Annotated in this window: 23 protein-coding genes; 13 read left to right on the top strand and 10 right to left on the bottom strand. The window is 58.3% G+C overall.

Features of this window, described 5'->3' with window-relative positions:
• The first annotated feature begins 46 nt into the window (after nt 1-46).
• Genes KUV41_RS07800 through KUV41_RS07825 form a run of 6 tightly spaced genes read left to right on the top strand, consistent with a single transcriptional unit; the run spans nt 47 to nt 6,416 of the window.
• The gene (locus KUV41_RS07800) at nt 47-1,018 is read left to right on the top strand and encodes a TAXI family TRAP transporter solute-binding subunit (RefSeq protein WP_206943105.1); all 972 of its coding nucleotides are present in this window, start codon (nt 47-49) and stop codon (nt 1,016-1,018) included.
• 18 nt (nt 1,019-1,036) lie between these two features.
• The gene (locus tag KUV41_RS07805) at nt 1,037-2,911 is read left to right on the top strand and encodes a TRAP transporter permease (protein WP_222485434.1); all 1,875 of its coding nucleotides are present in this window, start codon (nt 1,037-1,039) and stop codon (nt 2,909-2,911) included.
• The gene (locus KUV41_RS07810) at nt 2,911-3,879 is read left to right on the top strand and encodes a 3-hydroxyacyl-CoA dehydrogenase NAD-binding domain-containing protein (RefSeq protein WP_261395985.1); all 969 of its coding nucleotides are present in this window, start codon (nt 2,911-2,913) and stop codon (nt 3,877-3,879) included. Before KUV41_RS07805 ends, KUV41_RS07810 begins: the two co-directional genes overlap by 1 nt.
• Entirely contained in the window at nt 3,876-4,718 is an 843-nt protein-coding gene (locus KUV41_RS07815) for a 3-keto-5-aminohexanoate cleavage protein (protein ID WP_222485438.1), read from the top strand. Before KUV41_RS07810 ends, KUV41_RS07815 begins: the two co-directional genes overlap by 4 nt.
• Nucleotides 4,715-6,079 carry an acyclic terpene utilization AtuA family protein gene (locus tag KUV41_RS07820; protein ID WP_222485440.1) on the top strand — a complete coding sequence of 455 codons (1,365 nt, stop codon included), beginning with the start codon at nt 4,715-4,717 and terminating at the stop codon, nt 6,077-6,079. Before KUV41_RS07815 ends, KUV41_RS07820 begins: the two co-directional genes overlap by 4 nt.
• 4 nt (nt 6,080-6,083) lie before the next feature.
• A complete protein-coding gene (locus KUV41_RS07825) occupies nt 6,084-6,416 on the top strand; it encodes a hypothetical protein (RefSeq protein WP_261395954.1) in 333 nt (110 codons plus the stop codon).
• A gap of 230 nt (nt 6,417-6,646) precedes the next feature.
• Here the strand turns inward: KUV41_RS07825 and KUV41_RS07830 are convergent, their stop codons facing one another.
• The 6 genes from KUV41_RS07830 to KUV41_RS07855 form a co-directional block, all read right to left on the bottom strand.
• Complete coding sequence (locus tag KUV41_RS07830; protein WP_222485444.1) at nt 6,647-8,071, bottom strand: gamma-aminobutyraldehyde dehydrogenase; 1,425 nt, start codon at nt 8,069-8,071, stop codon at nt 6,647-6,649.
• 9 nt (nt 8,072-8,080) lie between these two features.
• Nucleotides 8,081-8,551, bottom strand: a complete 471-nt coding sequence (locus KUV41_RS07835; protein WP_222485446.1) for a hypothetical protein — start codon at nt 8,549-8,551, stop codon at nt 8,081-8,083.
• Between the two features lie 32 nt (nt 8,552-8,583).
• The gene (locus tag KUV41_RS07840) at nt 8,584-9,993 is read right to left on the bottom strand and encodes an APC family permease (protein WP_222161813.1); all 1,410 of its coding nucleotides are present in this window, start codon (nt 9,991-9,993) and stop codon (nt 8,584-8,586) included.
• A gap of 212 nt (nt 9,994-10,205) precedes the next feature.
• Nucleotides 10,206-11,357, bottom strand: coding sequence for an iron-containing alcohol dehydrogenase (locus KUV41_RS07845; RefSeq protein ID WP_222485448.1), 1,152 nt, complete (start codon nt 11,355-11,357; stop codon nt 10,206-10,208).
• A 62-nt stretch (nt 11,358-11,419) separates the two neighbouring features.
• Entirely contained in the window at nt 11,420-12,880 is a 1,461-nt protein-coding gene (locus KUV41_RS07850; RefSeq protein ID WP_222485450.1) for a gamma-aminobutyraldehyde dehydrogenase, read from the bottom strand.
• A gap of 171 nt (nt 12,881-13,051) precedes the next feature.
• Nucleotides 13,052-13,954 (bottom strand): LysR family transcriptional regulator, encoded by a 903-nt coding sequence (locus KUV41_RS07855; RefSeq protein ID WP_206943087.1) that lies wholly within the window; start codon nt 13,952-13,954, stop codon nt 13,052-13,054.
• A gap of 530 nt (nt 13,955-14,484) precedes the next feature.
• Here KUV41_RS07855 and KUV41_RS07860 point away from each other — a divergent pair.
• Together KUV41_RS07860 and KUV41_RS07865 are read left to right on the top strand one after the other, a co-directional pair.
• Nucleotides 14,485-15,132 (top strand): MarR family transcriptional regulator, encoded by a 648-nt coding sequence (locus tag KUV41_RS07860; protein WP_222485452.1) that lies wholly within the window; start codon nt 14,485-14,487, stop codon nt 15,130-15,132.
• Between the two features lie 196 nt (nt 15,133-15,328).
• Entirely contained in the window at nt 15,329-15,685 is a 357-nt protein-coding gene (locus KUV41_RS07865; protein ID WP_222485454.1) for a nucleotide pyrophosphohydrolase, read from the top strand.
• Between the two features lie 140 nt (nt 15,686-15,825).
• Here the strand turns inward: KUV41_RS07865 and KUV41_RS07870 are convergent, their stop codons facing one another.
• Nucleotides 15,826-17,022 (bottom strand): MFS transporter, encoded by a 1,197-nt coding sequence (locus KUV41_RS07870; RefSeq protein WP_222485456.1) that lies wholly within the window; start codon nt 17,020-17,022, stop codon nt 15,826-15,828.
• Nucleotides 17,023-17,231: 209 nt separating this feature from the next.
• Between KUV41_RS07870 and KUV41_RS07875 the strand changes: the two genes are divergently transcribed.
• Nucleotides 17,232-18,140, top strand: a complete 909-nt coding sequence (locus tag KUV41_RS07875; protein WP_222485458.1) for a LysR family transcriptional regulator — start codon at nt 17,232-17,234, stop codon at nt 18,138-18,140.
• 616 nt (nt 18,141-18,756) lie between these two features.
• On the opposite strand, the gene KUV41_RS07880 is transcribed toward KUV41_RS07875, so the two are convergent.
• Complete coding sequence (locus KUV41_RS07880; RefSeq protein WP_222485460.1) at nt 18,757-19,638, bottom strand: DMT family transporter; 882 nt, start codon at nt 19,636-19,638, stop codon at nt 18,757-18,759.
• Between the two features lie 114 nt (nt 19,639-19,752).
• Complete coding sequence (locus KUV41_RS07885; protein ID WP_222485462.1) at nt 19,753-19,935, bottom strand: hypothetical protein; 183 nt, start codon at nt 19,933-19,935, stop codon at nt 19,753-19,755.
• 85 nt (nt 19,936-20,020) lie between these two features.
• Between KUV41_RS07885 and KUV41_RS07890 the strand changes: the two genes are divergently transcribed.
• Nucleotides 20,021-20,236: a hypothetical protein gene (locus tag KUV41_RS07890; RefSeq protein ID WP_222485464.1), complete on the top strand. Its 216-nt coding sequence runs from the start codon at nt 20,021-20,023 to the stop codon at nt 20,234-20,236.
• Between the two features lie 398 nt (nt 20,237-20,634).
• Here KUV41_RS07890 and KUV41_RS07895 read toward each other — a convergent pair whose 3' ends face one another.
• A complete protein-coding gene (locus KUV41_RS07895; protein WP_222237279.1) occupies nt 20,635-21,534 on the bottom strand; it encodes a LysR substrate-binding domain-containing protein in 900 nt (299 codons plus the stop codon).
• A 137-nt stretch (nt 21,535-21,671) separates the two neighbouring features.
• On the opposite strand from KUV41_RS07895, the gene KUV41_RS07900 reads away from it, so the two are divergent.
• The 3 genes from KUV41_RS07900 to KUV41_RS07910 all read left to right on the top strand — a co-directional run bounded on the left by KUV41_RS07900 (nt 21,672) and on the right by KUV41_RS07910 (nt 25,741).
• Nucleotides 21,672-22,412 carry a class II aldolase/adducin family protein gene (locus KUV41_RS07900; protein ID WP_222161823.1) on the top strand — a complete coding sequence of 247 codons (741 nt, stop codon included), beginning with the start codon at nt 21,672-21,674 and terminating at the stop codon, nt 22,410-22,412.
• Between the two features lie 118 nt (nt 22,413-22,530).
• Nucleotides 22,531-23,922, top strand: coding sequence for a YjiH family protein (locus KUV41_RS07905; RefSeq protein ID WP_222485466.1), 1,392 nt, complete (start codon nt 22,531-22,533; stop codon nt 23,920-23,922).
• Between the two features lie 82 nt (nt 23,923-24,004).
• A complete protein-coding gene (locus KUV41_RS07910) occupies nt 24,005-25,741 on the top strand; it encodes an amidohydrolase (RefSeq protein ID WP_206943073.1) in 1,737 nt (578 codons plus the stop codon).
• Nucleotides 25,742-25,747: the final 6 nt, after the last annotated feature.

The following is a 25,747-nucleotide window of genomic DNA, read 5'->3' on the forward strand; positions in this document are numbered from 1 at the left end:
CGTCTACTGGACGCCAATAATAGATAACACCAGAGAGAGCTACGCCATGTCCTCATACAAGACGCCGCTGCTGGCTGCCATCCTCAGTGCCGGCCTGATGTCCGCTGCTGCCCAGGCAGAAGATCAGCTGCTTATCGGCTCCACCTCTACCTCCTCCAGCCAGTACGGCTATTTCGTGGCCGTCGGCCAGATCATCAACCAGAAAGTCGAAGGGGTTCGCGCATCGGTCGTCGAAACGGGAGCCACCGTCGACAATCTCCGCCGGATTCTTCGCGGCCAGCTCGATATGGGGCTTGTCACCACCAATGTGGGCTATCACGCCTACTCGGGCGAAGGTGAGTTTGCTGATCGGCCGGTAGATAACCGTCTGCTGTGGGTGTATTCAGCAGCCCCGCAGAATGTGGTCATGCGCGAGGACGCCGGGGTGTCGTCGTTGACCGACCTGAACGGGGTGGGGCTCAACCCAGGCATTACCGGGTCGGCTACCGAGGCGACAACACTGGCCGTCATGGAGACCTTGGGCATCTCACCCGACTACGTGCGAGGCTCCACCACCGACGTCGTGGCCGGTGTGAAGGACAACCGCATTGCCGGTTACGTCAAGTCCGGGGTTGGCAACAAGCTCGACGGATCCTCCATGGACGTCGCCACCTTTACGCCGATTCAGGTGTTGTCACTGGACGAGGATCAGGCGAACACCCTGCGGGAGCAGATGCCTGACATCTCCGTGGTAGATATTCCAGAGGGCGCGGCCGAAGGTATGCCTGCCTACACCACCTGGAGCTTCGGCCTCGCCATGCATTCGTCGCCGGACCTGGATGAGCAGATGGCGTATGACATCGTCAAGGCGGTCATGGAGAACCCAGATCCGCAGGTGAGCGCATTGGCCAACCTGGCGAATGTGGACATCGCCGAACTCACGTTGGAAAGCGGCACGGTTCCCTTCCATCCAGGCGCCGCTCGCTATTTCGAAGAGCAGGGCTACGAGATTCCTGACCACCTGCAGCCGGTGGAATAATCTCAGGAGCCCGGTCCCATGCGTAATAAAAGCTTGATGTTGGTCGCCCTGGTTCTCGGTGGCTTCATTTTCTACACCTCGGCAACAGGGCCATTCGATAGCCTGGTACATCGAAGCGTTTTTCTTGCGCTGGTGATTGGACTGGGCCTTCTCAGCTTCCCTCTGGGCGCAGGCAAGTCATGGCGTCCAGTAGGGATCATCGTTGATGTCATGCTTGCCATTGGTGCCATCACTTCCTGTCTCTACGTCACGGTAAAGGCAGACGAGATCCTGTCGACGCTGCCCTGGGCGACCACCCAGGACAAGCTCATGGCAGCGACGCTGGTGCTCACCATCCTGGAAGTCGCACGGCGTGCCATCGGCTGGATTTTTCCCATGCTGGTAGCGCTTGGCATTGCCTATGCGCTGTTCGGCAATCTGCTGTCTGGCCCATTGAGTCATCGAGGTTTCGACACCGCTTTTGTGACCGAAACGCTTTTCCTTGGTGACTTGGGAGTCTGGGGCATGCTGCTTGGTGTCGCGGCGACCACGATCGCTGCGTTCGTCTTGTTCGGATCATTGCTGCTGCATACGGGAGGGGGCCAGACCTTCATTGATCTGTCGATGCGCATCGGAGGCCGAAGCCAAGGCGGAGCAGCCAAGATTGCCACGGTCGCGTCGAGCCTGTTTGCCATGGTGAGTGGTAGTGCAGTGGCCAATGTCGCGACCACAGGCAACTTCACGATTCCGATGATGAAGCGCTTGAAGTATCCCGCCGCTTTCGCCGGAGGCGTCGAGTCGGTGGCCTCGACGGGTGGTCAAATTGCACCGCCCATTCTGGGAGCCGCCGCATTCATCATGGCCGAGATCCTGGGCGTAAGCTACGTCACTATCGCTCTGGCGGCGCTGCTGCCTGCCGCTCTCTTCTATGTGGCAGTGTTTTTTACCATTCACGTGGTGGCGGTGCGGCGTGCGCTGCCGTTGGTGCCCGAGGCCGACTTGCCACGCTGGCCGGATGTACTGCAGTTCAGACGAATTGTGCCCATTCTGGCGGCCTTGGGCGGCCTGTTTGGTGGCGTACTGACGGGCTACTCCATCCAGTACTCCGCATTTCTGGGCATAGCGTCGCTACTGCTGTGCTATGTGACCTTCGGCATGCTGGACCGCACACCCCCCGCGCAGATGATGCGGATGCTCATGACTGGGCTCGAAGACGCTGGCAAGGGCATGGTCATCATCGGTGTCCTGCTGGCAGGGGCTCAGATCCTCGTCGCCATGCTCAACATGACCGGTATCGGAGTGACGCTATCCACCCTGGTGGTGAGCGTGGCCGGCGAGCAGCTTTTCCTCGTGGCGCTGATCGTTGCCGTTATCTGTCTCATCATGGGGATGGGTATTCCCACCACCGCGGCGTATGTCCTGGTGGCCGCTGTTCTGGCGCCGGCCTTGACGCGTATGGGCGTTGAGCCGCTGGTCGCCCATCTCTTTGTCTTCTATTTTGCGACGATCTCGGTGATTACCCCGCCGGTGTGTATCGCGGTTTTCGTCGCGGCAGGCATCGCTCAGGCGGGATGGTTGAATGTGGCCGGTCATGCCGTACGCCTTGGCGCCGCCACCTACATTATTCCCTTCCTGATTCTGGCCTACCCCGCATTGATTGGCATGGGCGGTGCGTGGGAAATCACCACCGCAGCCCTGCGAGCCCTGGCGTTTGTCCTGGCCTTCGCCGGAGCCTTGGGTGGAGCCCGATTGACAGGGCGTCGCTGGCTGGATGCCGCCATTCTCCTCATCGTCGGCATTCTAGCGGTCTTGCCGGGCCTGGCTCCGGGCTTGGTTGGCGTCATCGGGCTGTTTGCCCTGTATGGCTGGGCTTGGAATGTGGCACGTCGTAACCAGCTGCAGGGAGCATCATGATGAACGATTCCGAGTCTGTGATAACGCGCATTGCGATAGTGGGATGCGGCACGATTGGCATCTGTTGGGCCGCCTATTTCCTTTCGCGTGGGTTAGAGGTCAGTGCGTATGACCCGGACGCTTCTGCAAGAGCCGCTTTTGCAGATCTTGTGGCTGCCGACATGGAAATACTGGGGTGCGCTCCACGTGAGCCCAAGGTATGTGGCGTTATAGCTGAGGCCGTCGAGCAAGCGGACCTGGTGGTGGAGAATGCGCCGGAGTCGGCAGAGATGAAGCGTAGGCTGCTGGCGGACATTCAACGGCTGGCCCCCCCGTCGGCGTTGATCGTCAGCAGCACGTCGTCGATGCAGCACTCCGATATTGCCTTGGATGCACCGGAACCGTCGCGAATCGCGATTGCTCATCCCTTCAACCCTCCCCATCTGGTGCCGCTTGTCGAGCTCTACGGGACGGATGCAGAGGTTGTCGACAGGCTCGCCACCTTTTACCGAGGCATCGGCAAGCAGCCCGTGGTGATGAAGAAGGAAATGGTGGGGCACATCGCTAACCGTCTGACGTCTGCGGTGTGGCGCGAGGCGCTATACCTGCTGCAGGAAGGGGTCGCCAGTGTCGAAGACATCGACCGGGCGGTGACCGCGGGCCCGGGAATGCGCTGGGCGATACAGGGCCCTTTTCTGACATATCACCTGGGGGGGGGAAAGGGTGGGATCAAGCACTACTTAGAGCACCTGGGCCCGAGTCAGCAATATCGCTGGGCCAGTCTTGGCTCCCCGACGGTGGATGAGGCGCTCAAGAGTCGTGTCGTCGCTGGTGTCGAACAGGCGGCTTGCGGTCAGTCACTGAGCGAACTTTCTGCTCAGCGTGATGCCCAGTTGGTGGCGCTGCAGCAAGCCATCGAGGCTGCACCTCAGTCTGCACAACCGCCCGCACACCAGCCCGCAGATCAGCCCGCGGAGGTGAAGTCATGACATCACCTTGCTTGTTGATGGTCGCCCCCAACGGCGCTCGACGTACCCGGGTCGATCACCCGCAAATCCCGCTGACGCCAGAGGCGCTGGCCGCCGATGCGCTTGCCTGCCGTGATGCGGGGGCGGCCATGGTGCACTTGCACGTGCGTGAACCTGATGGCCGTCATCTATTGGATGTGGCTGCCTATCGAGACGCGCTGGGCATGATCCGTGCAGCTGTCGGCGATGACATGGTGCTGCAAGTCACCAGCGAGGCGGGTGGGCGTTATGAACCACAGGCCCAGAGGAAACTGCTGGAAGAGCTTCGTCCTGAATCCGTCTCGGTAGCCGTACGCGAGCTGTTTGGCGACCCTCAGGAGGTCGCAGCGAGTGGCGCCGTTTGCCGTAACCTTCAGGCCGAGGGGGGCAGTGTGCAATACATCCTCTACTCCGTTGAGGACCTGCTCCACTTCAACCAGCTTCGCGATACTGGGGTCTTGCCATCCGGCAAGAGCTTTCTGCTATTTGTCCTGGGACGTTATGAGACACCGCCGGTGGCGGATCCGGCTCGCCTGCCCGAATTCCTGAAAGCCCTGACACCGGGTGATAGGTGGGCCGTCTGCGCCTTTGGGCCGACGGAAGCCGAGTGCATGGGGTTGGCAGCAGCGCACGGTGGGCATGCCCGTGTGGGTTTCGAGAACAACCTCTGGCGCCCCGATGGCACGCTGGTGAAAGACAATGCGGAGTTGGTGCGCTTGACGCGCGAGCGGATTGAAGCCAGCGGCCGCAGCATCATGAAGCCTCGTCAGGTGAGAGAATTCCTTGGTTTGCCCTTGGTGAGATACGGGAGGCTCGCATGACCGTTGTCGTAGGCTGTGGGGCGGGTTTCTCGGGTGACCGTACCGACGCGGCGGGGCCACTGGTGGAAGCTCTGCTGCACTATGATGCGCCGCGTGCCCTGATGTTCGAAACGCTGGGAGAGCGAACCCTGGCGGCCGCTCAGTTGGCGCGTCTGCAAGACCCCAGCAGAGGGGTAGAGCCTTTGCTGGAGGCATTTCTTGCCCCCGTGCTGGGTGATTGTTTGCGCAATGCCATCACCGTGCTGGGAAACTTCGGTGCGGCAAACCCGGAAGCCGCAGGTGACCAAGTGGCAGCGATGGCGCAACGGGCTGGCGTCAAGGATGCCCGCATCGCGGTGATTCAGGGGGATGACGTTCGCCAGCAGATTCACTCGCTTGACTGGCAGCCGTGGGAGGGCGAGCACCGCGAGCTGCCAGACAGCAACGACGTGGTGGCGGCCAATGTGTACCTGGGGGCGGATGCTTTGGTCGAGGCACTGGCGCAGGAGGCACAGGTGGTGGTCACTGGACGTGTTGCCGATCCCGCCTTGGCCCTGGCCCCTCTGCGCTACCACCACGGATGGGCGCGTGATGACTGGGACCGGATCGCCGCCGGGACCTTGGCGGGCCACCTGATTGAGTGTGGTGCACAGGTGACAGGAGGGTACTTTGCCGATCCCGGGGTCAAGGATGTTCAAGGCATGCACTGCCTGGGATATCCCATCGTCGAGGTAGAACGTGATGGCAGTCTGATAGTGACGAAACCTCCAGGTACCGGAGGCTTAGTGACGGAGCAGACGGTCAAGGAGCAGCTTCTTTACGAAATTCATGATCCCGCCGGCTATGTGACACCGGATGTGGTGGTGGACTTGACGGGCGTTGAGGTGCGGCAAGTGGGCCGTGATCGGGTATCGGTCAAAGGGGTGCGAGGGCATCCAGCCCCGGATAGGCTCAAGACGACCGTCAGCTTTCTGGATGGTTATCAAGGGGAAGCGGAAATTTCCTATGCCGGGCCTAACGCAATGGCTCGAGCAAAGCTCGCCCAGGATACGTTGCAGCGGCGGTTGGCAACGCGCTGCCCCGCTGACATGAGGACTCGCTTCGATGTCATTGGTATTTCCAGCGTGTTCGACGGTGATGCGGCAGTGTGGCGAGACAGTCCAGGAAGCTCCTCCGAGGATATTCGGCTGCGTCTGGCGGTGGAGCATAAACAACGTGCGGCGGTTGAGCTCGCGACACAGGAGTTGCTGGCGCTGTATTGCTGCGGCCCCGCTGCAGGTGGCGGTGTGCGTCGACACCTGAACCGCCGGCTCAAGACGGCCTCGTACCTGGTTCGCCGCCAAGATGTCACACCCAGCGTCAGCATCCGCAATGGGAGTTGAGGATATGTCTAGTGAACGACGGTCTCTTTATCACTTTGCCCATGCTCGCGCTGGCGATAAGGGCGACCGACTGAACCTGGCCGTTTTCGTCTACAAGGACGAGCACTACCGCTGGCTACTGGATCAGGTAACGGAGGAGGGGGTGTATCAGCTCTTCGCTCATCGTGGTGTCACCGGGGTGAAACGCTATCCCATGCCAAACCTTGCCGGGATCAATCTTGTCCTGGAAGACGTCCTTCAAGGCGGCGTAAATGGCTCGCTCAACCTGGATGGCCACGGTAAGACACTCTCTTCCCTGCTGCTTTCGATGACGGTCGAGAGCCCCGTTTCGCGATAGATGGGACGGTTTGGCGACAAGGTTGTTACGGCCACCTTCAGAGGGTACGTAGAGGACGTGCCCGAGATCCGCTGAGTGGGCAGCCAGGTGCAGGCGACGGTGCGGCTTGCGAAGGGAGGGCGGGGCGAAAGGTGTTGCTCCCTGTCGCATCGTCTAGTGCTGCTGTGCTTTACAGCGGAGAAGACGTCAGGCGGATGATCACTCCGCCTGACGTGATTCGAATAGCTCCGTCAGTGCTTGATCATGACATGTCTGACACAGGTGTAGTCTTCAAGACCGTACATCGACATATCCTTGCCATATCCAGATAGCTTCTGGCCGCCGTGCGGCATTTCGCTGACCAGCATGAAGTGCGTATTCACCCAAGTGCAGCCGTATTGCAGCCGGCTCGAGAGGCGATGGGCGCGCCCGATGTCCTGGGTCCATACAGAAGAGGCGAGGCCATAGTCGGAATCATTGGCCCAGGCTAGCACCTGCTCTTCTTCTTCGAACGGGGTCACGGAGACCACTGGGCCGAATACTTCGCGCTGTACAATTTCGTCGTCTTGGCGTGCACCCGCGATAATGGTTGGGGCGAAGAAATTGCCAGATCGGTCGAGGGCCGTCCCGCCGCTGACCACTTCAATATGCGGCACGGCTGCAGCTCGCTCTACAAAACCTTGTACGCGCTTCAGGTGGTCTGCAGTGATCAGGGGGCCCATTTCGACGTCTTCTTCATCCTGGGAACCGACCTTGATCTGGCCCACCGCGTCTTTCAAGCGGGACACAAAGTCTTCATAGACGTTTCGTTGGACATATAGGCGGCAGGCGGCGGTACAGTCCTGGCCAGCATTATAGAAGGCGAAGTTGCGGATGCCTTCCACTGCATCATCAAGGTCAGCGTCGTCAAAGATCAGTACCGGCGCTTTGCCCCCTAGCTCCATATGCATGCGCTTCACGCTGTCTGCAGTAGACGAAACGATAGCACTGCCCGTACCTACTGAGCCGGTCAGAGATACCATGCGTACCTTAGGATGACCTGTCAGGGGTTCGCCGACCGTGTTGCCTCGTCCATGGACCACATTGACGACCCCTGGTGGAAAGATGTCGGCCATGGCACTGGCGAGTGCCAGGCTCGTCAAAGGAGTGTGCTCGGACGGCTTGAGTACTACGGTATTACCCGCAGCAAGGGCCGGAGCAAGCTTCCATGACGCCATCATCAGCGGATAGTTCCAAGGTGCGATGGATGCCACTACTCCCAGTGGGTCTCTGCGGATCATGGAGGTATGCCCCTCCATGTACTCACCTGCAGCAGACGCACTCATGCACCTTACCGCGCCGGCGAAGAAACGAAAGACATCAGAGGCACCTGGAATCTCGTCTTCAAGAGCCTGCCGATAAGGCTTTCCGCAGTTGTCTGACTCCAATCGGGCTAGCATTTCTTGGTGAGAATCAATCCAGTCAGCCAGTGCCAGCAGCTTGGTAGCGCGAAATGCTGGTGTCGTCAGCGACCAGCTGGTGAATGCTGCATCAGCAGCTGTTACGGCTTCCTCAACCTGCTCAGCAGTTGCCTCATTAAGCGTGCACAGGACTTCATGATTGGTAGGATCAAGAACGTCCAGAGGAGCGCCTTTACCTTGACATAAAGTGCCGTTGATCAATAGCGAGTAATCCATGGAATATCCTTACGCGAGAGTGGTATCAAGGCGTTGACCAAGCAAGCGGCTAAGCCCTTCGATCTCTTTGCCATTGAGTTTAACGAAGTAGTGCATGGGCGGGACGAGCGTCCAAATAAAGCAACCTGGTAGTGTGACTAAATGCACGGTTGCACTGGAGTCAGAGACTCCCCGCCGGTAAGTTGCCATTTCAATATCAATCAGCGATGACAGCGTTGACAGCTGGGGATGCTGAGCAAGCCAGTCACTGGCAGCCTGCTCACCAGACCATTGCGTTCCCTTTCTCCAGTACGCTTCACCGAGAGGCGCCTCAAGGTTGTCAATCTTCAGGGTGATGCCTAGCTTGTAGATTCTAGAAAAGAAACGGCGCTTCTCGACGTAGCGCAAGATCATATCGCCACCATCGAAGCTTCCCGATCGGCTCATAGGGCCGATACGTTCGCTGCAACCTAGTTGCTTGGCCATGAGTTCGAACGCCATGTTTGCGCGCGTTTCGATGTTGGAGAAGAGTCTCATCGAGCGGAAGCCTCAGTCACTGGAGCGCTGTCTTCGGGACTGGTGGTATTGTGTTGGGCGTATAGTGATCCCAAAGGCGTCGGTGTGAACAATGGAATCTTCTTGAACTTTAACCAAGCCACTGCGTAGACAATGATAATGGTCATGAAGCCCCCTGCGATCGCGTAGATCTGGGCTTTCATCGCTCCTTCGGGATGAATGGTAACGATCATGTAGATACAGGCCGCGATACCCACTATTTGGGGAATCGGAAAGAAGGGGGTCGAGAAGGGCCGATGTACATTGGGATACCGCTTACGCAGGATCATGACGTTGATCTGGGCAATAACGTAGGAGAGCAGCCATGTCACGCAGGACGCCAAAATCATGGTAGCGATAAGGTCCATGCTGATGCTCAGCATGAAGGGGATGCACAGTAGAAGAAATACGCTAAAAATGCCTACCCAAGGAGTACGGAAGCGGGGGTGGACATAGGTGAAAGCTCGAGGCAGTAAGCCCTCTCTGGCAAGGCCGTAGAGCATGCGAGGTACAGCAGCCATGTGCGAGTTGATGGAGCTGGCACTGGCGAGCACCGTAATCATGACCATAAAGATCTTTCCAGCCTGCCCGAACAGCGCCCCGGCCCCATCTACCTGAGGAGCAGTAGAAGATTCGAGCACGTCGAGGGGAACGTAACGTGCGATAGCTTGGCCGAACAACATATCAGCGACAAAGATGGTCAGAAGGCCAAACAACATGGCCTTGGGAATCGTCTTTTCCGGCTCTTTGACTTCTTCCGCCATGGGAGCGACGTACTCGATGCCAACGAATAGCCAGATACCGAGTGCTAATGACTGAAGTACGACTTCCCACCCTTTAGGGTTGAACGGAACCTGAGTGGGATCTGTGTGAGTACCCCATTCCATCAAACCCAGTACACCCATGACTGATGTACCTATGATCATGGAGCCGGTTGTGAATACCTGGACGGAGCCGAATACCCCGACTCCCACCAGGTTCACGGCAAGGAAGAGCACCAGGAGAACGACCGCGACGAACGTAGCACTGATGCCAGGGACCAAGCTTTGTGCCGCGAGCCCTGCAGTGATCGACTCCATGGCTCCGGCAGCCGACACCAGTACAATGTAGCCGCCAAGAACGCTGACAATTGCCATGAAAGGGCCCATGGCTACCATCGTATAGTCGCCGATCATCCCCGCTCCGGGCATGAAAGATGAAAGCTCAGAGTAGGAAAAAGATACAAGGATACTCACGATCATCGCGATAAAGGCACTGACGATAAACGCTGGGCCCACCAGGCCCATGCTATAACCAAGTGTCACCATGGTGGTGCCAGCCACGACCAGCCCCGTACAGGTGGAGAAAGCTCTCCAGAAGCCGAGAGTTCTTACAAGTTCGTTGCTCATTTTTGTCGTTCCACTGTGATGGATATTATAAGGAAGGGCTCGTTGTTTTATTGAAACACTGCATTCAGGAGCTCAAGATGTGACGCCCGCGTCAAATAGTGATGTTGGAATCTTGGTGGTCAATATCTGAGCGGACGCCAACGATTTTTCGTAGCGGTAGACGAGAGATAGCGTGTTTTCGTGTACGTTTAATTGATCAGTAGTAAAGCGTCCTAGTAGTTATATGCCTGGCGGATGATGTCTAAGTAACTGTCGACCGTCATTTCTTTGGCATTACTAGCGTCTGAGATATTCTGTTTTGATTTTTCAGCAATGCTATGAAAGTCCGCTTCCTGGACGCCGGCTACTTCAGAGAATTTCGGGATGCCGAGCCGTTGGCTCATGTTGAAAAGCACGTCGACGGCAGCCCTGGCGGCATCTGCTTCGCCGAGTTGCGGGTCTACCCCCAGGGCAAAGGCTACTTGAGAATGCCGTTCCAGATCCGCGTCACAGTTATGTCTGAAGACAAAGGGCAGGAAAATGGAGTTCGCAACTCCGTGAGGAGTGTCGTACATGCCTCCGATGGCTTCTGAAATGCAGTGCACGCTGGCGATGTCTGCATTGCCAAAAGCCATACCTGCGATCAGGCTGGCGACCATCATTTGCTCGCGCGCGCCATGGTTATCGCGTTCTTCTACCGCAGGGAGAAGGTTTGAACTGATCAGGCGAATGGCGTGCAGCGCTAGAGCGTCACTGATGGGGTTAGCCATCTTTCCGGTGTAGGCTTCTATCGCATGTGTTAACGCGTCCATTCCCGTAGCTGCCGCGATTGCCGGAGGTAGTTGGGCAGTGACCTCCGTATCGAGTAGTGCTAACTCAGGAGCTAGCCTGACGTCTAGCAGGCTCATTTTATACTGTCGTGCAGAATCGGTGATCACCGAGAAAAAGGTGACTTCGCTCCCCGTACCCGCTGTAGTCGGAATAGCCACTAGAGGAAGAGGGTCGGTGACAAGGGTATTCTCGCCTTCATAGTCCTCGATAACTCCTTCATGAGTCATCAAGACCGCGATGGCCTTGGCGGCGTCAATAGCGCTGCCACCCCCTACCGCCACAAGGCCTTCGATATCTGCACCCCGATACTCGTTTGCTATGCGATTACAATCATCGCTGCGAGGATTGGGCTTAACCTCAGTCGTTACCTTAAAGCTGATTCCCGCATGTTCAAGGCTTGCATAAATAGGAGAGAGAAGCCCTGCGGCTTCGATGCCCGGATCAGTGACAATCAGGATGCGTGTCAACTGAATTTCCTGAAGGTGTTGACCTACCTGTGAGCGCAGGCCCGGTTCCATCACGATTTTAGTGGGTAGCACAAAGGGAAAGTTCATGGTGTCTCCAGAGCTGTTATTATACGAGGGGCATGGACGGGCATTTGCATGCCATGAAGTTGTCAGTCAAGTGGGGAATGTCTAGCCATGATGTGCCTTACCACGCTGTAGTCTTGGAGCGAATCACTCGAAAGCTCCTTTCCATAGCCGGATCGCTTCAGTCCGCCGTGAGGCATTTCGGTAGCTAGCATGAAATGGGTATTGATCCACGTGCAGCCGTATTCGAGTCGGCTGGCAAGATGCATTGCCTTATCCATGTTTGTGGTCCAGACGGAGGAGGCAAGTCCATATTCGGTATCGTTCGACCAATCCAGGGCCTGAGATATTTCATCAAAGCGTGTGACTGTTACGACCGGGCCAAAGACTTCACGCTGTACAATTTCATCCGACTGAAGACAGCCAGCAAGCAATGTTGGCTGGTAAAAGAAACCGCTCCCGGAAGGAATTGCCGCGCCCGTAATGCGTTCCACGTGGGGTTCTGTCAATGCCCGTTCGACGAAGCTGGCGACGCGATCACGCTGGCGTAGGCTGATCAAGGGGCCCATATCGTTGTCTTGATCGTTGCGCTGGGCAAATCGGAGCCGTGAGACGGCGTCGCCCAGCCGCTCTACCAGGCGGTCATGAATACCTGATTGGACGTAGATGCGGCACGCTGCAGTGCAGTCCTGCCCGGCATTGTAGTAGCCGTGTCGGGTGATGCCTTCGACCACGAGGTCCAGGTCAGCATCATCGCAGACGATGACGGGAGCTTTGCCACCAAGCTCAAGGTGGGTGCGCTTGAGTGAATTGACCGCCTCTTTCAACACCTTTTGGCCCGTGACGATGTCTCCGGTGAGGGAAATCATCCGAATATCGGAGTGTCGGGCTAGCAGGCTGCCTACGTTTTCACCACCACCACAGACGATATTGAGACACCCCGCGGGGAGTATGCCTTCTAGATGGGTGGCCAGTTCAAGAATCGAGAGTGGCGTGTGCTCAGATGGCTTGAACACTAGGGTATTACCCGCTGCAAGCGCAGGAGCGATCTTCCACGCCGCCATCATCAGTGGATAGTTCCATGGGGCGATGGATGCGACGACACCAAGTGGTGCTCGCTGAACCATGCTGGTATAGCCGGGAACGTACTCAGCACTGAGTTGCCCATATTGACAGCGGACGGCCCCTGCGAAGAAACGAAAGACGTCGATGGCTGCGTTCAGGTCGTCGTTCAGTGCCTGATGCAGAGGCTTGCCGCAGTTCAGTGATTCTATTTGGGCCAGGGAAGAGGCCCTTTCCTGAATCAAGCTGGCAATATCGAGTAGAGCTGTCGAGCGCTGCTGTGGCGTCGTGCGTGACCAAGTTGCCTGGGCGCGACCTGCAGCGGCGATGGCCTGCTCGACTTGTTCCATGCTGGCTTCCCGGACCTCAGCGATCACCTTCCCAGACGTGGGATCATGGATGCTTTCAGCTCGGCCCTCACCTTCGACGAGACAGCCATCGATAAGGAGCTTTGTAGTGAACGAAGGGCATGGGACTGAGGTCATGAGATTCTCGCTTGCAAGGATGGGAGCCGAGTCCAGCGACGCGCTCTTTTGCGCAGTTCGGCAAGACTAAGCGGGAAGCAAAGTATCGACAATTTCTTATTTTCGAGGGTAGGTATCGATTTTTCTGTGGGCTCGAGGATCAAGAAGGACTTGAGGAAGTTACCGGTGCACTCAGCGTCTGGTGTCACCGTGACCGCCGCGAACGACGGACAGGAAGGCATCAACGAGGGCTGGACGCTGTGATCCCCTGCGCCAGGTAAGGCCAACGTCCAGGGTGTCGTTCAAGTCATGCAGTGAACGTGCCTCGATGATGTCGCCCTCAAGCGACCAGGGACGGTATGTCATATCGGGCTGTATCGATAGTCCAAGGCCGGCAGCGACCAGGCTACGTACTGCCTCGGTAGAGCTGGTTCGCATGGTGATGTTCGGGGGCGTGCTAAGGCGTTGCCAGAAGGCACGGGCGCTATGCTCCATTTCATCCACGTTCAATTGAATTAGCGCCTCTGCCGCGACGTCAGCGAGAGAGATGCTGTCATGCTCTAGAAGAGGGTGTCTTGCGGGTAGCCAGAGACGGTAAGGAGAATGCACCAGTACTTCGGTTTGCAGTGCCTGGCGATTGGACAGGTTGGAGAGTATCAGCACACCGACGTCAATTTCCCCGCTGACAAGCAGGTGTTCAACGTAATGCCGCTCGTCTTCGACCACGGTGATCTCGACGCGCGGGTAGGCCAGCTGAAAGCGCGTTAACAGGTCGGCCAGGAAGTACCCGGCGACGAGACTCGTCACGCCGATGACCAGTTGGCCGGACTCTTGATGCGTCGCTTCCTGTAGATTCCTCTTGGCATTTTCTACAGTGCTCTGAATCAGATGCGACTGGCGCAGGAACTGATGACCTTGATGGGTTAGCGTCATGCCCTTCGCGCTGCGGGAAAATAGCGACACTTCGAGCTCTTCCTCGAGCTGCTGGATGGCCAGCGTCAGAGTCGATTGAGAGACGAATACTGCCTGGGCTGCCGCTGAGATGGATCCCAGTTCAGCGATGGCGATGAAGTAGCGTATTTGCTTTAGGGTCATGGTCTAGTATTTAAAAAAACGATGGCGTGCTTAGGGTATAGGGTTTTTCTGCTTGGTGTCAGATCACGGACCGCTGAAACGTTGCAGAGCATGACGTCCTGGACCCAACAAGCTGTCTCGTTCATGGAGGAGGAGAGCCCACAGCAGGAAGGCGAGTGGGCTGGTAGTCAGGATTTTGGTCCAGATGCCGTTCGCCGTTTGGCTGCGCGAGCGATCTTGGCTAATAGAGCTCAACCTCCATCAGGAGATGCGAATGGGTCCTTTGGGTAGCGAGGCCAGCGCTTCGTTGAGACGGTACCCACCGAGTCGATCCGTTTGGTGCCCTGTGCCTATCTGTAACGATGTAAGGGGCTGGAGAGCAACTTAGAGGCCGAACGTTCTCTCGAGGGGTCAAGCTCGGGCTTGCCGACGCTACCCCGGTTTACAAGCGCATCCCTCTGTAGCGGACGATTTTCCTTGACAGTTAGGTAGCCATTCTTCGAGCCATGTCCCATGTCCTAGGACGCGGGACAGTGGAGGGTGGTGGCACTATGAAAAGTCAAGATATTGGTCTGCTTTTGAAGCTGGTGGCCTTGAGACGTAAGGATGGCCGCGGCCCCGATACTCACGCTGGCAAGGGAGAGAAGGCGCTTCCAGACGACTGGAGGGACTGGGCACTCGATGACTTTGTCGGAGTACGCGAGAGCTTGCCTGGACTCGAGGACGACCTGTTGCAGGCACGCTACAGCGTGCGGGCCTTAGCCGAGGAAACCGGCATCAGCAAAAGTCAGGTTAGCCTTGCCCTTCATAGGTGTCTGGAGGTAGGTCTGATTCGCAAGGATCACCGAACCGGCGTGCCGCGCGCTAACGTCCGGGCTCTGTTCAACTTCATCATGCATGGTGTGCGCTACGTATTCCCGGCTAAGCCAGGTGAAATTACCCGTGGGATTGCGACGACCTTTGCCGCGCTAGTGCTGGAAGGCCAGTTATATAGCTCAGGTGAGCTGCCGATGGTATGGCCAGACGCCCGAGGCAAAAGCAAAGGTCAGGCCGTGGACCCGCTGTTCAAGAGCGCGCCCTACGCTGTGCGTTGCGATCGCGAGTTGTATGCCATGTTGGCTCTGGTCGATGCCACTCGACTTGGTCATCCCCGTGAGAGCAAGGTCGCTGTGAAACGGCTGGCAGAGTATCTTGAGTAAGCGATGAGCTTGTTCGACGATCTGTGAGCCATGCTGCGCCACGTTTCGCCAGATAGCCAAGGCCCTTAGGGATGAACCACGCGATCAGGTAGCTTTCGTAGGGGGCTGTACGACCGGACTACTAGTTACCGATGCCTTAACTCGAGAGCAGGCCTGCGCACCGCTATCCGATACCGCAGAACCAGGTGAGCCCTAGATGTCAGAGCCGTTCAAGCAGCTCCGTGAAGCCATGGACCAGTTCGCCACCGAGCGCGACTGGGACCAGTTCCACTCGCCCAAGAACCTGGCCATGGCGCTGACGGTAGAGGCGGCTGAGCTACAGGAGTGCTTCCAGTGGCTGACCGAGGCGCAGTCCCGGGAGCTGGACGAGCAGCAACTGGCCGCAGTGCGTGACGAAATTGCCGATGTGCAGCTCTATCTGATCCGGCTGGCGGGCAAGTTGAACGTGGATATCGAAACGGCATGCCGGGCGAAGATGGAGAAGAATGCGGAGAAATACCCCGCTGACCAGGTGAAGGGAAGTGCGAAAAAGTACACGCACTATCAGGATTGACGTGATGTGTCTTCGCCTGTTGGTGCTGTTTGACCGCTGAGCACGACGCTGGCCCGAATTCCCCGCCACCTGGCCGTCAGGTGGCGGGGCTTTTGCATCATGCCTTTCGTCATGAGCGGGCTGGTGTTACCTGTGATAGCTCAGGCGCTGCGATTGTCGCGCTTGAGAAGATTGTCGGCTAGGTAGAGCACCGTGAAGACTAGCCCTAGAGCGGCCGCGGTTCCGAAGACATTGCGGCCATCGCCCGGAACAAGTTCCAGGAAGGACGTCAGGAACTGTCCCAGGAAGATCGCCATCGTCAGGTAGGAGAGATTGCGACCGCGAACCGAGGGATGGCTGCGTTCCACCGTCATATGATTGAGCAGCGGGATGGAGAAACCGAAGCCCAAGCCGGCTAGCAAGGCCCCGACATTCATCAGGGGCATGCTCTCGGCCTGCTGGAAGATGAACAGGCTGGCGGTATAAAGCAGAAAGGCCAGCACCAGAGTCGGCATTTCGCCCAGCGCACGCGACACCTTCGGCATCAGCATTGCGGCCACCACCGCGACCAGTGAGATTGCCGCCAGGAAGATACCGGTGGCTGCCTCATCCAGCCCGAGAAGATTCAAGCGCATGGGCAGCATGACGATGGCCGTGAAGAATAGCGTCATCGAGATGGCTGCTGCCAGGTAGGTGCCATGAAGCGAGGATGATGGCGCGGCGGCCTGATTCTGCCCGGGCTCTGCCTCAGGGGCGGATGGGGACTGTCTCGGCACCATTATCCACAGCATGGCCAGTAGCCCCCAGGCCAGCAGGTAGAGTAGGAATGGCATCTGCCAGGCGATACCCGCCAGTACGCCACTGACGAGCAAGAAGATCACCCCACCAAGCTCGATGGACATGCCCTGCTGGGCGATCATCGCCAGACGGGCATGACCGTGATACCACTCTGAGATCAGGGTGGTGCCGCCTGCCATCACCACCGCCGTCACGCCACCCAACAGGATGCGATCGGCAAACACGGCGACGGTGCCCTCCAGCAGCGCCCCGCCCGCTCCCAGCAGCCCATACAGCAGCAGACCACCCACAAGCGAGGGATAGGCACCGATGCGATCTATCATGCGCCCGGCAATCGGCGCGAACATCACGGCACCCAACGATGGCAAGGTGATCAGCCAGCTGGCATGACTTTCCACCTGCAGGGCAGAGGCGATGTTCAGAAGCCCGGGGGCTACTACGGTTCCGACCATGATGGTCAGGCAGGCAATGGCCAGCAGTGTGAAACGGCCACCGGCAGAGAGAGTTGGCGAGGACTCGCGTCCACCCTGCGCGACGAGTCCAGTGGTTGATGTCGTCATATAGGCTCCACTCGTGTTCAGGGCTTCCGTATCAGCGGATGCGCGGCATCGGCCTACCCAAGTAAGAGGCAATGAGGGACGCGAAAGGCAACAGCTGATGGAGGAAGGCTTAGCAGGCCCTCAGATTAACGAGTACAGACTTATAGTAGAAATGACGATAGTCGATATGACTTATACTATCTGAGCATCAGTAATCCTCGAGGGCAGTCATGGAACTCCGCGCTCTGAAAACCTTCGTCTCGGTGGCGACGCACAGAAGCTTCTCGGCCGCTGCACGTGAGCTGCATACCGTGCAGCCCGCTATCAGCCGCCAGATAGCCGACCTCGAAGCCGAGTTGAACGTGAGTCTGCTGTGGCGCAATACCCGGGAAGTGCGTGTCACGGCGCCGGGAGAGGCATTGCTGGAGGAGGCGCAGCGCATGCTGGCATTGGAGGCGCAGGCACGCAAGCGCGTGGCGATGGCAGCCAGCGGCCAGACCGGCACGCTGCGTATCGGCTATATGAGCTCGGCCTGCGCGAGCTTCGTGCCCGGGTTGATGCGCGATTTCGCCGCCACCCACCCAGAGGTGAGTCTGACCTTGAATGAGAAGAGCGCTCAGCAGCAGCTGGATGCATTCGGACGTGACGAGATTGACATCGGACTGTCGCGTCCGCTCCCCGTCGAGCACCGAAACGCCTTGGCTGCCCTGCCTGTCTACGAGGATCGTCTGATGGTGGTTGTTCCGGAGGGGCATCGTCTGGCGCACCGCAAGAGGCTCGCCCTCAGCGAGCTGGAGCAGGAAGACTTCGTGCTATTTCAGCGCAAGCATGCGACCGGGTTGTTCGACCAGATCATCAGTGCCTGCGGCGATGCAGGCTTCTCGCCGCGTATCCAGCGCCAGCCAGCCTTGATGCAGACACTGCTCAGTGAGGTCGCGGCTGGGGTGGGAATCGCCATCGCGCCCGGCTGCATTCGACGATTGCAATGTGATGGCTGCCGGTTTATCCCATTGCGCCCGGCACTCGGGGCAGTGCCGCTGGAGTTGCACTATCCGACGACACCGGGACGACCGGTGATCGACGCCTTCGTCGCACTGGTCGAAGAGCGCCTCCCCGCCATCCGGCAGCAGATGGCGTGAGGCTCAAGCGGGGGCAAGGACGGGCTGGCCGTTGGTATAAACCTCAGGCCACGGAGGCCCATGGCTACTGAAAGTGGCAGCCGCTTAGCTCGCCGTTAGTGTCTCGGACTAGGCGCCGCATGGCAGGGCCTTCCTGATGCCGCTTGAAGCTCTTTACATGTTTAAGAGGCTTCCTGCCAAGTACCACAATCACATAAGGTGAACGAACAGGCTTGTCGACGCCTGCCAGCAGCGAGTAGACGCTTGTATCTTGAAGCACTTTTCTGAAGTGTTTAAGCGCTAGCCTATGACGCATCATTACTCCAAGCGCAGGGTATAACGCGACGACCAGCAGGGGAGCTCAGTTCCAGTGTGACATCATCAAGGCCTTGTTTACCGGCGACTGGGAGTACCTCAGTTGGCTGGATAGCTTCGCTATCGTCTCAACAGGCTTCAGGAGGAGTGCCTGCTTTCCGCATGCCGAATACGCTTAATCGGGTGATTACCTGCTATCAGGGGTAACGGGGCCGAAATCTCACTTTTCCGGTGGTCCGGGTCCTTGGAGAAAGATTACCTTTGCCTGAGACTCGCAAAGCCCCCTCTTGCGAACTCCATCGTTCAAGTGGCCGGTCCCAAGCTACAAGGGATGAGAAGGTAGGCGCCGGGCTGTGCCTCGCAAGCCCAACCAGGCATTGATGAAGAGGGTCAACAGAATCAATGAGCCGCCGAGCAGGGTCGCCTGTGGTGGCTGCTCATCCAGCCAGTACCAGACCCACAGCGTGCCAAAGACTGCTTCAATCAAATAGAACAGTGCCACTTCCGCCGATGGCAGGTGGCGGGTTGCGTTGTTGATCAGTGCGGTGGCCAATGGCATCTGCAATAACCCCATCAGCGCCAATACGCCGTAGCTTTGAGTTGTCAGGGCAAATGGGGTTGCCATCGGCCAGGCAGTCAGTGCCGATAGGCCGCCGCCTATGGCGATAAGGGGGAGTCTGTCGAGCTTCGGGTGACGGCGCAGCAGGGTGAGGTTGCCCCCGACAGCCGCCGCCGCGATCACCGCATACATATCTCCCAGCAGTCCTTCGCTGGAAAGCGACCCCGCGAAAACGATCAGCATGCCGGCCATGGCCGCCAAAATCGCTAACCAGGTCCGCATGGCAACCGCCTCACGCAGAAAGTAACGCGTGAAGATGGCAGCAAACAGCGGGGCGGCACTCAGTATGACGACAACATTGGCGACCTTGGTGTTCATGACGGCGAGGACAAACAGACTGGACGTGATCGCCAGCGTGATGGCGGAGCACAGGGCCGCGGCGGGATTCTCTTTCAGTGTTGCCAGCCGTCGGCCGCTTAGGCACAGCAAGCCGAGCGAGAGTGCCATCAAGGCGCCTCTCCAGAAAATGATGTTCCATCCATCCGTCGCCGCCAGGCGGACCAGCAGACTGTCGAAGCTTAGAACGGTGACGCCTGCCGCAGCCATGGCAAGGCCGCGTCCGTGGCCATGTATAGGGAAGAACATTCAGTGGGCTCCTGCTGGGGTGTGCGTTGGTCCTGGGGTCAGTCTGGGGTGATGGCGACGATGTCACAACGTCCCAGGCAGGATACGAGCCCTGCGCCTGGCGAGCTGTTCTCTTTACGACAGCATGGTTGTTGTCTTTTCCCCAAGGGCAGCCGCGATCAGCCAGTCCCTGAACAGGGGCGGGGCGCTAGCAAGCGGGCGACTGCGGTCGCGCACGATGTACTCAGCAAGGCTGGTGTTGTCGCTATACTTGCCATCACGCACAAGCTGGCCGCTGGCAATGGCGTTAGCGGCCATGAAATGCCGCGCCCCTCCCGTCGAGCTGAGCGGGCTATAGGGCAGGCCATGCGGCGGGCGTCCGCGTAGCCACCCGGAGAACACAATGAGCGAACAACGCCCCAAGCCCGAGGCCGGTGGCACTGCGCTGGAAGGCCATGCCGTTGAGCAGATTCCCGCTAAGACACTCCGCCCCCGCGAGCCTGCGGTGCGCTGGCTAACGCCTGATGAGCTAGCCGACTTACGTCGTGATATGGCCGAGTCGTCGGCCTGGATGCGCGCTGAACTCAAGCGTCGTAGGGCGCGTAGGCAAGACCAGTAGCACGTTACGGGGTTGGAGCTTGCTCCTGTCGTTCCGGCTGACGAGTGGTTGTGATTCAGATGAGACCACGGTGGAGGCGCTGTCGTGGTCTAGTGGGTGCCGTGGTGTGGTCGGTTGCTGAAGTGGTCCAGGGGCAGGCAGTGACAGGTGCTCTTCGTCTTTTCCCCAGTTGCCTTCTAGGGCTTGTCTGAAAGGTGCCTGCGCTCGGTAATACGGCGTTAAAAATCGTCTGGTACGCCAGCCCGGTCAAAATGCTCATTTACACCACGTAAACTGCGCTTTCTCACCGATTTTTTCCTTGTCTAACCTTCGCTCGTCGACTTTTCGGACAGAGCCGAGTCACCCGCGTTCTTTCATCGCCAGTGGCGAGTAGATCTGCTGCTGCTTTTCATCATTGTCTACGTCGTTTCCTCCAGTAACCACCGGGCGAACAGCTGCGTTGGGCGATGGGTCAGGCGCTGCCGGCGGATGGCAACGTAGTAGGCGCCACACACCATCGCTGTGCGGGAGGCCTGTACCAATTGGCCCTTGGATAGCTCGGCTTCGACAAAGTAGGCGGGAAGTACTGTCGCGCCGAGGCCATGTTCGGCGGCATCGAGCAAGAACCGGAAGTGCTCGAAGTGCTGGCCTGGAATCGACTTTATGGCCTCGCCATCGAGCCCGGCGCCTTGTAGCCAAAGGTATGTGGAAGATAGCTGAGGGGTGGGAGCATAGCTGCCGTGGTGCAACACCGGGTAGCGCAGCAGGTCTCTGGGGTCGTCTATCGGGCCATACCGCTCGAACAGGGCCGGGGTGCATACGACCACCAGCTCGCCTTGAATCAGGAAGTGGCTCTCGAACTCTGGCCATTGTCCGTCCCCGTAGAGAATACCCACGTCAAAGTCTTCGCTACCGTCGTAGAGGTGGCGAAGATCATTCATGATGTCGGTAGTCACCTCAGGGTGCTTAAGCTTGAAGTCCCCGAGTCTGGGCAGTAGCCAGCGAGAGGTAAAGGAAGGCTCCGCGCCGACGGTGACCAGGTCAGACGTTCCACTGCTGAGCGAGCGTGTCACGCCGTCGATCTGGTGCAATGCTTTCGATACCACGCTCAGGTACTGCTGGCCACTGTCTGTCAGGCTCAAGCGCTGCTTCTCCCGGTGAAACAGCGCGCAGCCAAGCTCGCGTTCCAACTTCTTGATCTGCTTGCTGACAGCGCTCAGGGTCAGGTTGAGCTCTTCCGCCGCCTTGGTGATGCTGAGATGACGGGCCGTCGTCTCGAAGCAACTGAGCGAGATCATGGTGGGCAGCTGACGACTCATCGGCGCGGTCCTGAAGGGTCATTCCGTTTTGGAATGATCTATGGAAAATAGATCGATATCACGTATCTGACAAGTTCCTTACTCTACCCGAGTCGGCCCGAATTGGGGCTCGTCCAACGGTAGAACAGGAACAAGACATGGGACATCAGGACACGCGCGCGGCGCTGCGAACCGATCTGGCGGCGGCCTATCGACTTTTGGATTACTACGGCTGGAGTGATCAGATCTTTACCCATCTGTCAGTTCGGGTTCCAGGTGACGAGCCGACATTTCTGATCAATGCCTATGGTCTGTTACCTGAAGAGGTAAGCGCATCCAACCTGGTGGAGATCGATGCTTACGGTAATAAAGTTGGAGAGGTGGATAGTGAGGTCAATCCCGCCGGGTTCACCATACATAGCGCTATCCATCTCCACCGGCATGATGCAGCATGCGTGATGCATACCCATACCATGGCCGGAATGGCCGTGTCGGCGTTGGAAGAGGGCCTGCTGCCGATCAATCAGACGAATATGGCCTTTTATCAGCGCTTGGGATACTACGACTACGAAGGCATTCCGTTGGACCTGTCCGTTCGGCAGCGCATCGTCGAAGCGCTTGGCAGTCACCAGGCGATGATCTTGCGAAATCATGGCCTTCTTACCGTGGGTCGCAGTATTCCCGAGGCCTTTTTCTACATGTATTACCTGAACCAGGCCTGCGAAATCCAGCTCGAGGCGATGAAAAGCGGTCGTCCGCTGGTCCTGCCCTCGCATGATGCCTGTGAGTTTACCGCCCGACAGTTCGAGCACCCCGACTATCATCAGGAAGGTGTTGACCTGGTCTGGAAGGCGCTGCGGCGCAAGCTGGACCGCATGGATCCGAGCTACCGGCAATAGTCCCTGGCGAACCGCGGCACGTCGTTCCGGACGACAGTGCCAGACAGGCCGTACCGGGACGTTGGCCTGATACCACAATGGAATCCTGAAGCTGGATAACTATAACAAGGTGGCACCCATGCAACATAAATCCGAATCATCGGCCGTGACCGATGAGACAACGCATCGCTCCCATCGCTATAGCGCTGCGCAACTTGCCAAGTTCCTGCTGCCCACTCTTCTTGGCGTGCTGTTGTTCCTTACTCCCATCAGCGTCGATGGCCGCCTGACGGTATTGATTGCTTTCGTTATCGACTATATCAATGACGTGATAAAGCCATTGATGGTGCCGGTAACCGTTGCCGTTGCGGTCATTCCCAGCGCACTGACGGTGCTGGTCACGTTCAGCTCGCTAAAGGAGCATCCCAATCGCTTCGTGCAGCTGCTGAATCCTGGAGTCGGATGGACGCTTATCAGGGTGGTAGGAGCCACACTGATGCTGATGACCTACTTCCAGTGGGGGCCAGAGTGGGTATGGCATCGCAACACCGGGGGCGTACTGCTTTACGACGTCGGGCCCGTGGTACTGGCCATCTATTTCCTGTCGGCCTTGCTGCTGCCGCTGCTGACCGATTATGGGCTGATGGAGTTCGTCGGTAGCCTTCTGTCTAGGGTTTTCGTCAAGCTGTTCGGGCTGCCGGGGCGTGCCGCTATCGATAGTCTTGCCTCCTGGCTGTCAGCGTCCGCTGTGGGCATTATCCTGACCACGCAGCAGTACCGACAGGGCTTCTATACCAGTCGAGAAGCCTGTGTCATCTCGACCAATTTTTCGATCGTATCGATCGCTTACTCATACCTGTTGCTGAGTTTGATCGGAATGCAGCATGTATTTCTACCGTGGTATGCCGCCGTCGCTTTCACCGGCATTGTGTGCGCCATCATCGTGCCAAAGTTACCGCCGTTGCGGGGTAAGCCCGATGCGTACCATCCCGTTGTGGGTCAGCAACTGGTGATGGACAAGCAGGCAGGGGAAGGGCTGTTTGCGATGGGGCTGCGTCGAGCAGTAGAACGTGCGGACTCGGCTGCGCCACCGTTGGAACTGTTCAAGCGCAGTGTGCATGTCAGTCTCGATGTGGCGATCTCCGTATATCCCACGATGATGATCATTGGCTGTACCGGATTGGCGTTGATCGAGTTCACCCAGTTCTTCCACGTGCTGTCACTGCCTCTGGTGCCATTTCTCGAACTGCTGCAGCTGCCAGAAGCTGACAAGGCCGCTCCTGCGCTGCTTGCCGGCATTGTGGATAGCATCATGCCGCCGTTGCTCGGCGCCGGTATTGAAAGTGAGGTTACCCGGTTCGTGCTGGCAGGTGTCGCGGTCAACCAGATCATCTTCTTCACCGAGGCCGCGATCGTCCTGATTCGAGCAGGGATTGGTTTGAAGCTGAGGGATCTCATCGTGATTTATCTGCTCCGCGTACTGATCTCCTTGCCGATACTGTCTCTCCTGGGCCACCTGATCCTGGGATAAATCTGCCAACGCCTGCGGCTAGCCTGTGTCATGTCACTGCGCTAGTCGCTGGAGGCATCTTCCGGTTTGAAAGGGCTACATCATGGACGTTTCTCGTCATTATCTGTCTTCCAATACCCGTCCTTCTGCAGCAACTGCCGAGCTGGTCTTGACCAATGGCCGGTTCTACACGGTGGATGACGCGACGCCCTGGGCTGATGCTGTAGCGATCTCCCAGGGGCGCTTCATCGCCGTCGGCAGTGCCGACCAGGTTGCCGCCCATATCGGTGAGCATACTCGTGTGGTGGATCTAGGTGGTCGCTTTGTCATGCCTGGCCTGTACGACATGCACACCCATCCTGACCTGGCGCTGGCACCTGGCTACGCAGGATACCTGGATGTCGGACTCGAGGACCCGACGCCAGAGCAGGTTAGCCAGGCGATCTTGAGTTACGCCGACCAACATCCGGGGGATGGCTGGATCTATGGCGCCTATTTTGTGCGGTATACCTTCAAGCAGGCGGGCATCGTTCCGGATCGAGCCTGGCTCGACAGTATCGTGTCGGATCGCCCGGTGGCCATTCTCGACCGCTCCTGGGGATGTATGTTGGTCAACTCGATGGCGCTGGAACTAGCCGCTATCGATGTCAACACTCCGGACCCTCGCCATGGTTACATCGAACGTGACGGTATCACTGGGGAGCCCACGGGCATCCTGGTCGATGGTGCCTACGCGATGATTCATGCCGCCATGCCGCCCACTCCGGCGCATGCCCTGCAGCGAGCCTATCGTGAGGGCGTGCAGTTCCAAAGCGGACGTGGGGTGGTCGGCACCAAGTTTGTTCATGTGTGCGAACACCGTCTCGATGCGTTGCGCACCATCGACCAGCAAGGACAGCTGACAGTGAGGGTCGAGGCGGCGATCAGCTGGCAGGATGACATCTTCCCCGTGAAGCGCCGCTGGGAGCTGATAGCAGGGGAGCGGCACTTCTATCGCAGTGCTCGGCTTAATGCCAACGCTGTCAAATTTCACTTTGACGGGACGCATGAGTCGCGGTCGTCGTACTTGTCGACCCCCTGGGCCGAGGGCAGCGCCTGGCGCGGTCACCTCAACCTGACGCCTGAGCATATCAACGACATGGTCGCGGATATGGATCGCAAGGGCATTCGCGTGATTGCGCATTGCACCGGCGATGGCGCTTCTGATCTGTTTCTTGATGCGGTGGCCGAGGCTCGGCGTCGGAACGGTGGCCAGGGCATGCGCCATCAGTGTGCCCACAGCACCACCTTGCTGGATGCCAACTTGCAGCGCTTCAGCGAACTGGATGTCATTGCCGAGTTTTCCCCGGTGGGGTGGTTCCCCTCTTCGTTTGCCTATGCTCGTGCTGTGTTTGGCGAGGAGCGCATGCAGCGTGCCTACAACTTCAAGGGCGTGTTGGATGCCGGCGGCGTGGCGGTCATGGGCACCGACTGGCCGGTATCGAGTCTGGACCCCTGGATCGGCTTCGAGGCAATGGTGACCCGAGAGAATCCCTGGGAGGAGACGGACGCGAGCTTCTATGGCGAGCCGATCAGCCTGGAGCAGGCTATTCGCGTAATGACCATCAATGGCGCCTGGGCGATGGGGATCGAGCACCAAGCCGGCTCGATCTCGGTCGGCAAGTCGGCTGACTTGATCGTGCTGGACCGCAACCTCTTCGAGGTTGCCCCACGAGGCAATATTCACGCTACCCAGGTAGACCTCACCATGCTGGAAGGTGAGTTTGTCTGGGACGCACAGGGAGAGTTTTCCGGCACGGTGCGCGAAGCCGTATGGCAGCGCGATATTCCTGAATTTTGAACCGCC

Origin of the sequence: Halomonas sp. DP8Y7-1, assembly GCF_019801685.1 — a bacterium.
GTDB lineage: Bacteria > Pseudomonadota > Gammaproteobacteria > Pseudomonadales > Halomonadaceae > Halomonas > Halomonas litopenaei_A.

Excerpts from the sequence above, each read along its gene's own strand:
- KUV41_RS07800 (WP_206943105.1), top strand. The coding sequence starts at position 47 with ATGTCCTCATACAAGACGCCGCTGCTGGCTGCCATCCTCAGTGCCGGC.
- KUV41_RS07805 (WP_222485434.1), top strand. The coding sequence starts at position 1,037 with ATGCGTAATAAAAGCTTGATGTTGGTCGCCCTGGTTCTCGGTGGCTTC.
- KUV41_RS07810 (WP_261395985.1), top strand. The coding sequence starts at position 2,911 with ATGAACGATTCCGAGTCTGTGATAACGCGCATTGCGATAGTGGGATGC.
- KUV41_RS07815 (WP_222485438.1), top strand. The coding sequence starts at position 3,876 with ATGACATCACCTTGCTTGTTGATGGTCGCCCCCAACGGCGCTCGACGT.
- KUV41_RS07820 (WP_222485440.1), top strand. The coding sequence starts at position 4,715 with ATGACCGTTGTCGTAGGCTGTGGGGCGGGTTTCTCGGGTGACCGTACC.
- KUV41_RS07825 (WP_261395954.1), top strand. The coding sequence starts at position 6,084 with ATGTCTAGTGAACGACGGTCTCTTTATCACTTTGCCCATGCTCGCGCT.
- KUV41_RS07830 (WP_222485444.1), bottom strand. The coding sequence starts at position 8,071 with ATGGATTACTCGCTATTGATCAACGGCACTTTATGTCAAGGTAAAGGC.
- KUV41_RS07835 (WP_222485446.1), bottom strand. The coding sequence starts at position 8,551 with ATGGCGTTCGAACTCATGGCCAAGCAACTAGGTTGCAGCGAACGTATC.
- KUV41_RS07840 (WP_222161813.1), bottom strand. The coding sequence starts at position 9,993 with ATGAGCAACGAACTTGTAAGAACTCTCGGCTTCTGGAGAGCTTTCTCC.
- KUV41_RS07845 (WP_222485448.1), bottom strand. The coding sequence starts at position 11,357 with ATGAACTTTCCCTTTGTGCTACCCACTAAAATCGTGATGGAACCGGGC.
- KUV41_RS07850 (WP_222485450.1), bottom strand. The coding sequence starts at position 12,880 with ATGACCTCAGTCCCATGCCCTTCGTTCACTACAAAGCTCCTTATCGAT.
- KUV41_RS07855 (WP_206943087.1), bottom strand. The coding sequence starts at position 13,954 with ATGACCCTAAAGCAAATACGCTACTTCATCGCCATCGCTGAACTGGGA.
- KUV41_RS07860 (WP_222485452.1), top strand. The coding sequence starts at position 14,485 with ATGAAAAGTCAAGATATTGGTCTGCTTTTGAAGCTGGTGGCCTTGAGA.
- KUV41_RS07865 (WP_222485454.1), top strand. The coding sequence starts at position 15,329 with ATGTCAGAGCCGTTCAAGCAGCTCCGTGAAGCCATGGACCAGTTCGCC.
- KUV41_RS07870 (WP_222485456.1), bottom strand. The coding sequence starts at position 17,022 with ATGACGACATCAACCACTGGACTCGTCGCGCAGGGTGGACGCGAGTCC.
- KUV41_RS07875 (WP_222485458.1), top strand. The coding sequence starts at position 17,232 with ATGGAACTCCGCGCTCTGAAAACCTTCGTCTCGGTGGCGACGCACAGA.
- KUV41_RS07880 (WP_222485460.1), bottom strand. The coding sequence starts at position 19,638 with ATGTTCTTCCCTATACATGGCCACGGACGCGGCCTTGCCATGGCTGCG.
- KUV41_RS07885 (WP_222485462.1), bottom strand. The coding sequence starts at position 19,935 with ATGGCCGCTAACGCCATTGCCAGCGGCCAGCTTGTGCGTGATGGCAAG.
- KUV41_RS07890 (WP_222485464.1), top strand. The coding sequence starts at position 20,021 with ATGAGCGAACAACGCCCCAAGCCCGAGGCCGGTGGCACTGCGCTGGAA.
- KUV41_RS07895 (WP_222237279.1), bottom strand. The coding sequence starts at position 21,534 with ATGAGTCGTCAGCTGCCCACCATGATCTCGCTCAGTTGCTTCGAGACG.
- KUV41_RS07900 (WP_222161823.1), top strand. The coding sequence starts at position 21,672 with ATGGGACATCAGGACACGCGCGCGGCGCTGCGAACCGATCTGGCGGCG.
- KUV41_RS07905 (WP_222485466.1), top strand. The coding sequence starts at position 22,531 with ATGCAACATAAATCCGAATCATCGGCCGTGACCGATGAGACAACGCAT.
- KUV41_RS07910 (WP_206943073.1), top strand. The coding sequence starts at position 24,005 with ATGGACGTTTCTCGTCATTATCTGTCTTCCAATACCCGTCCTTCTGCA.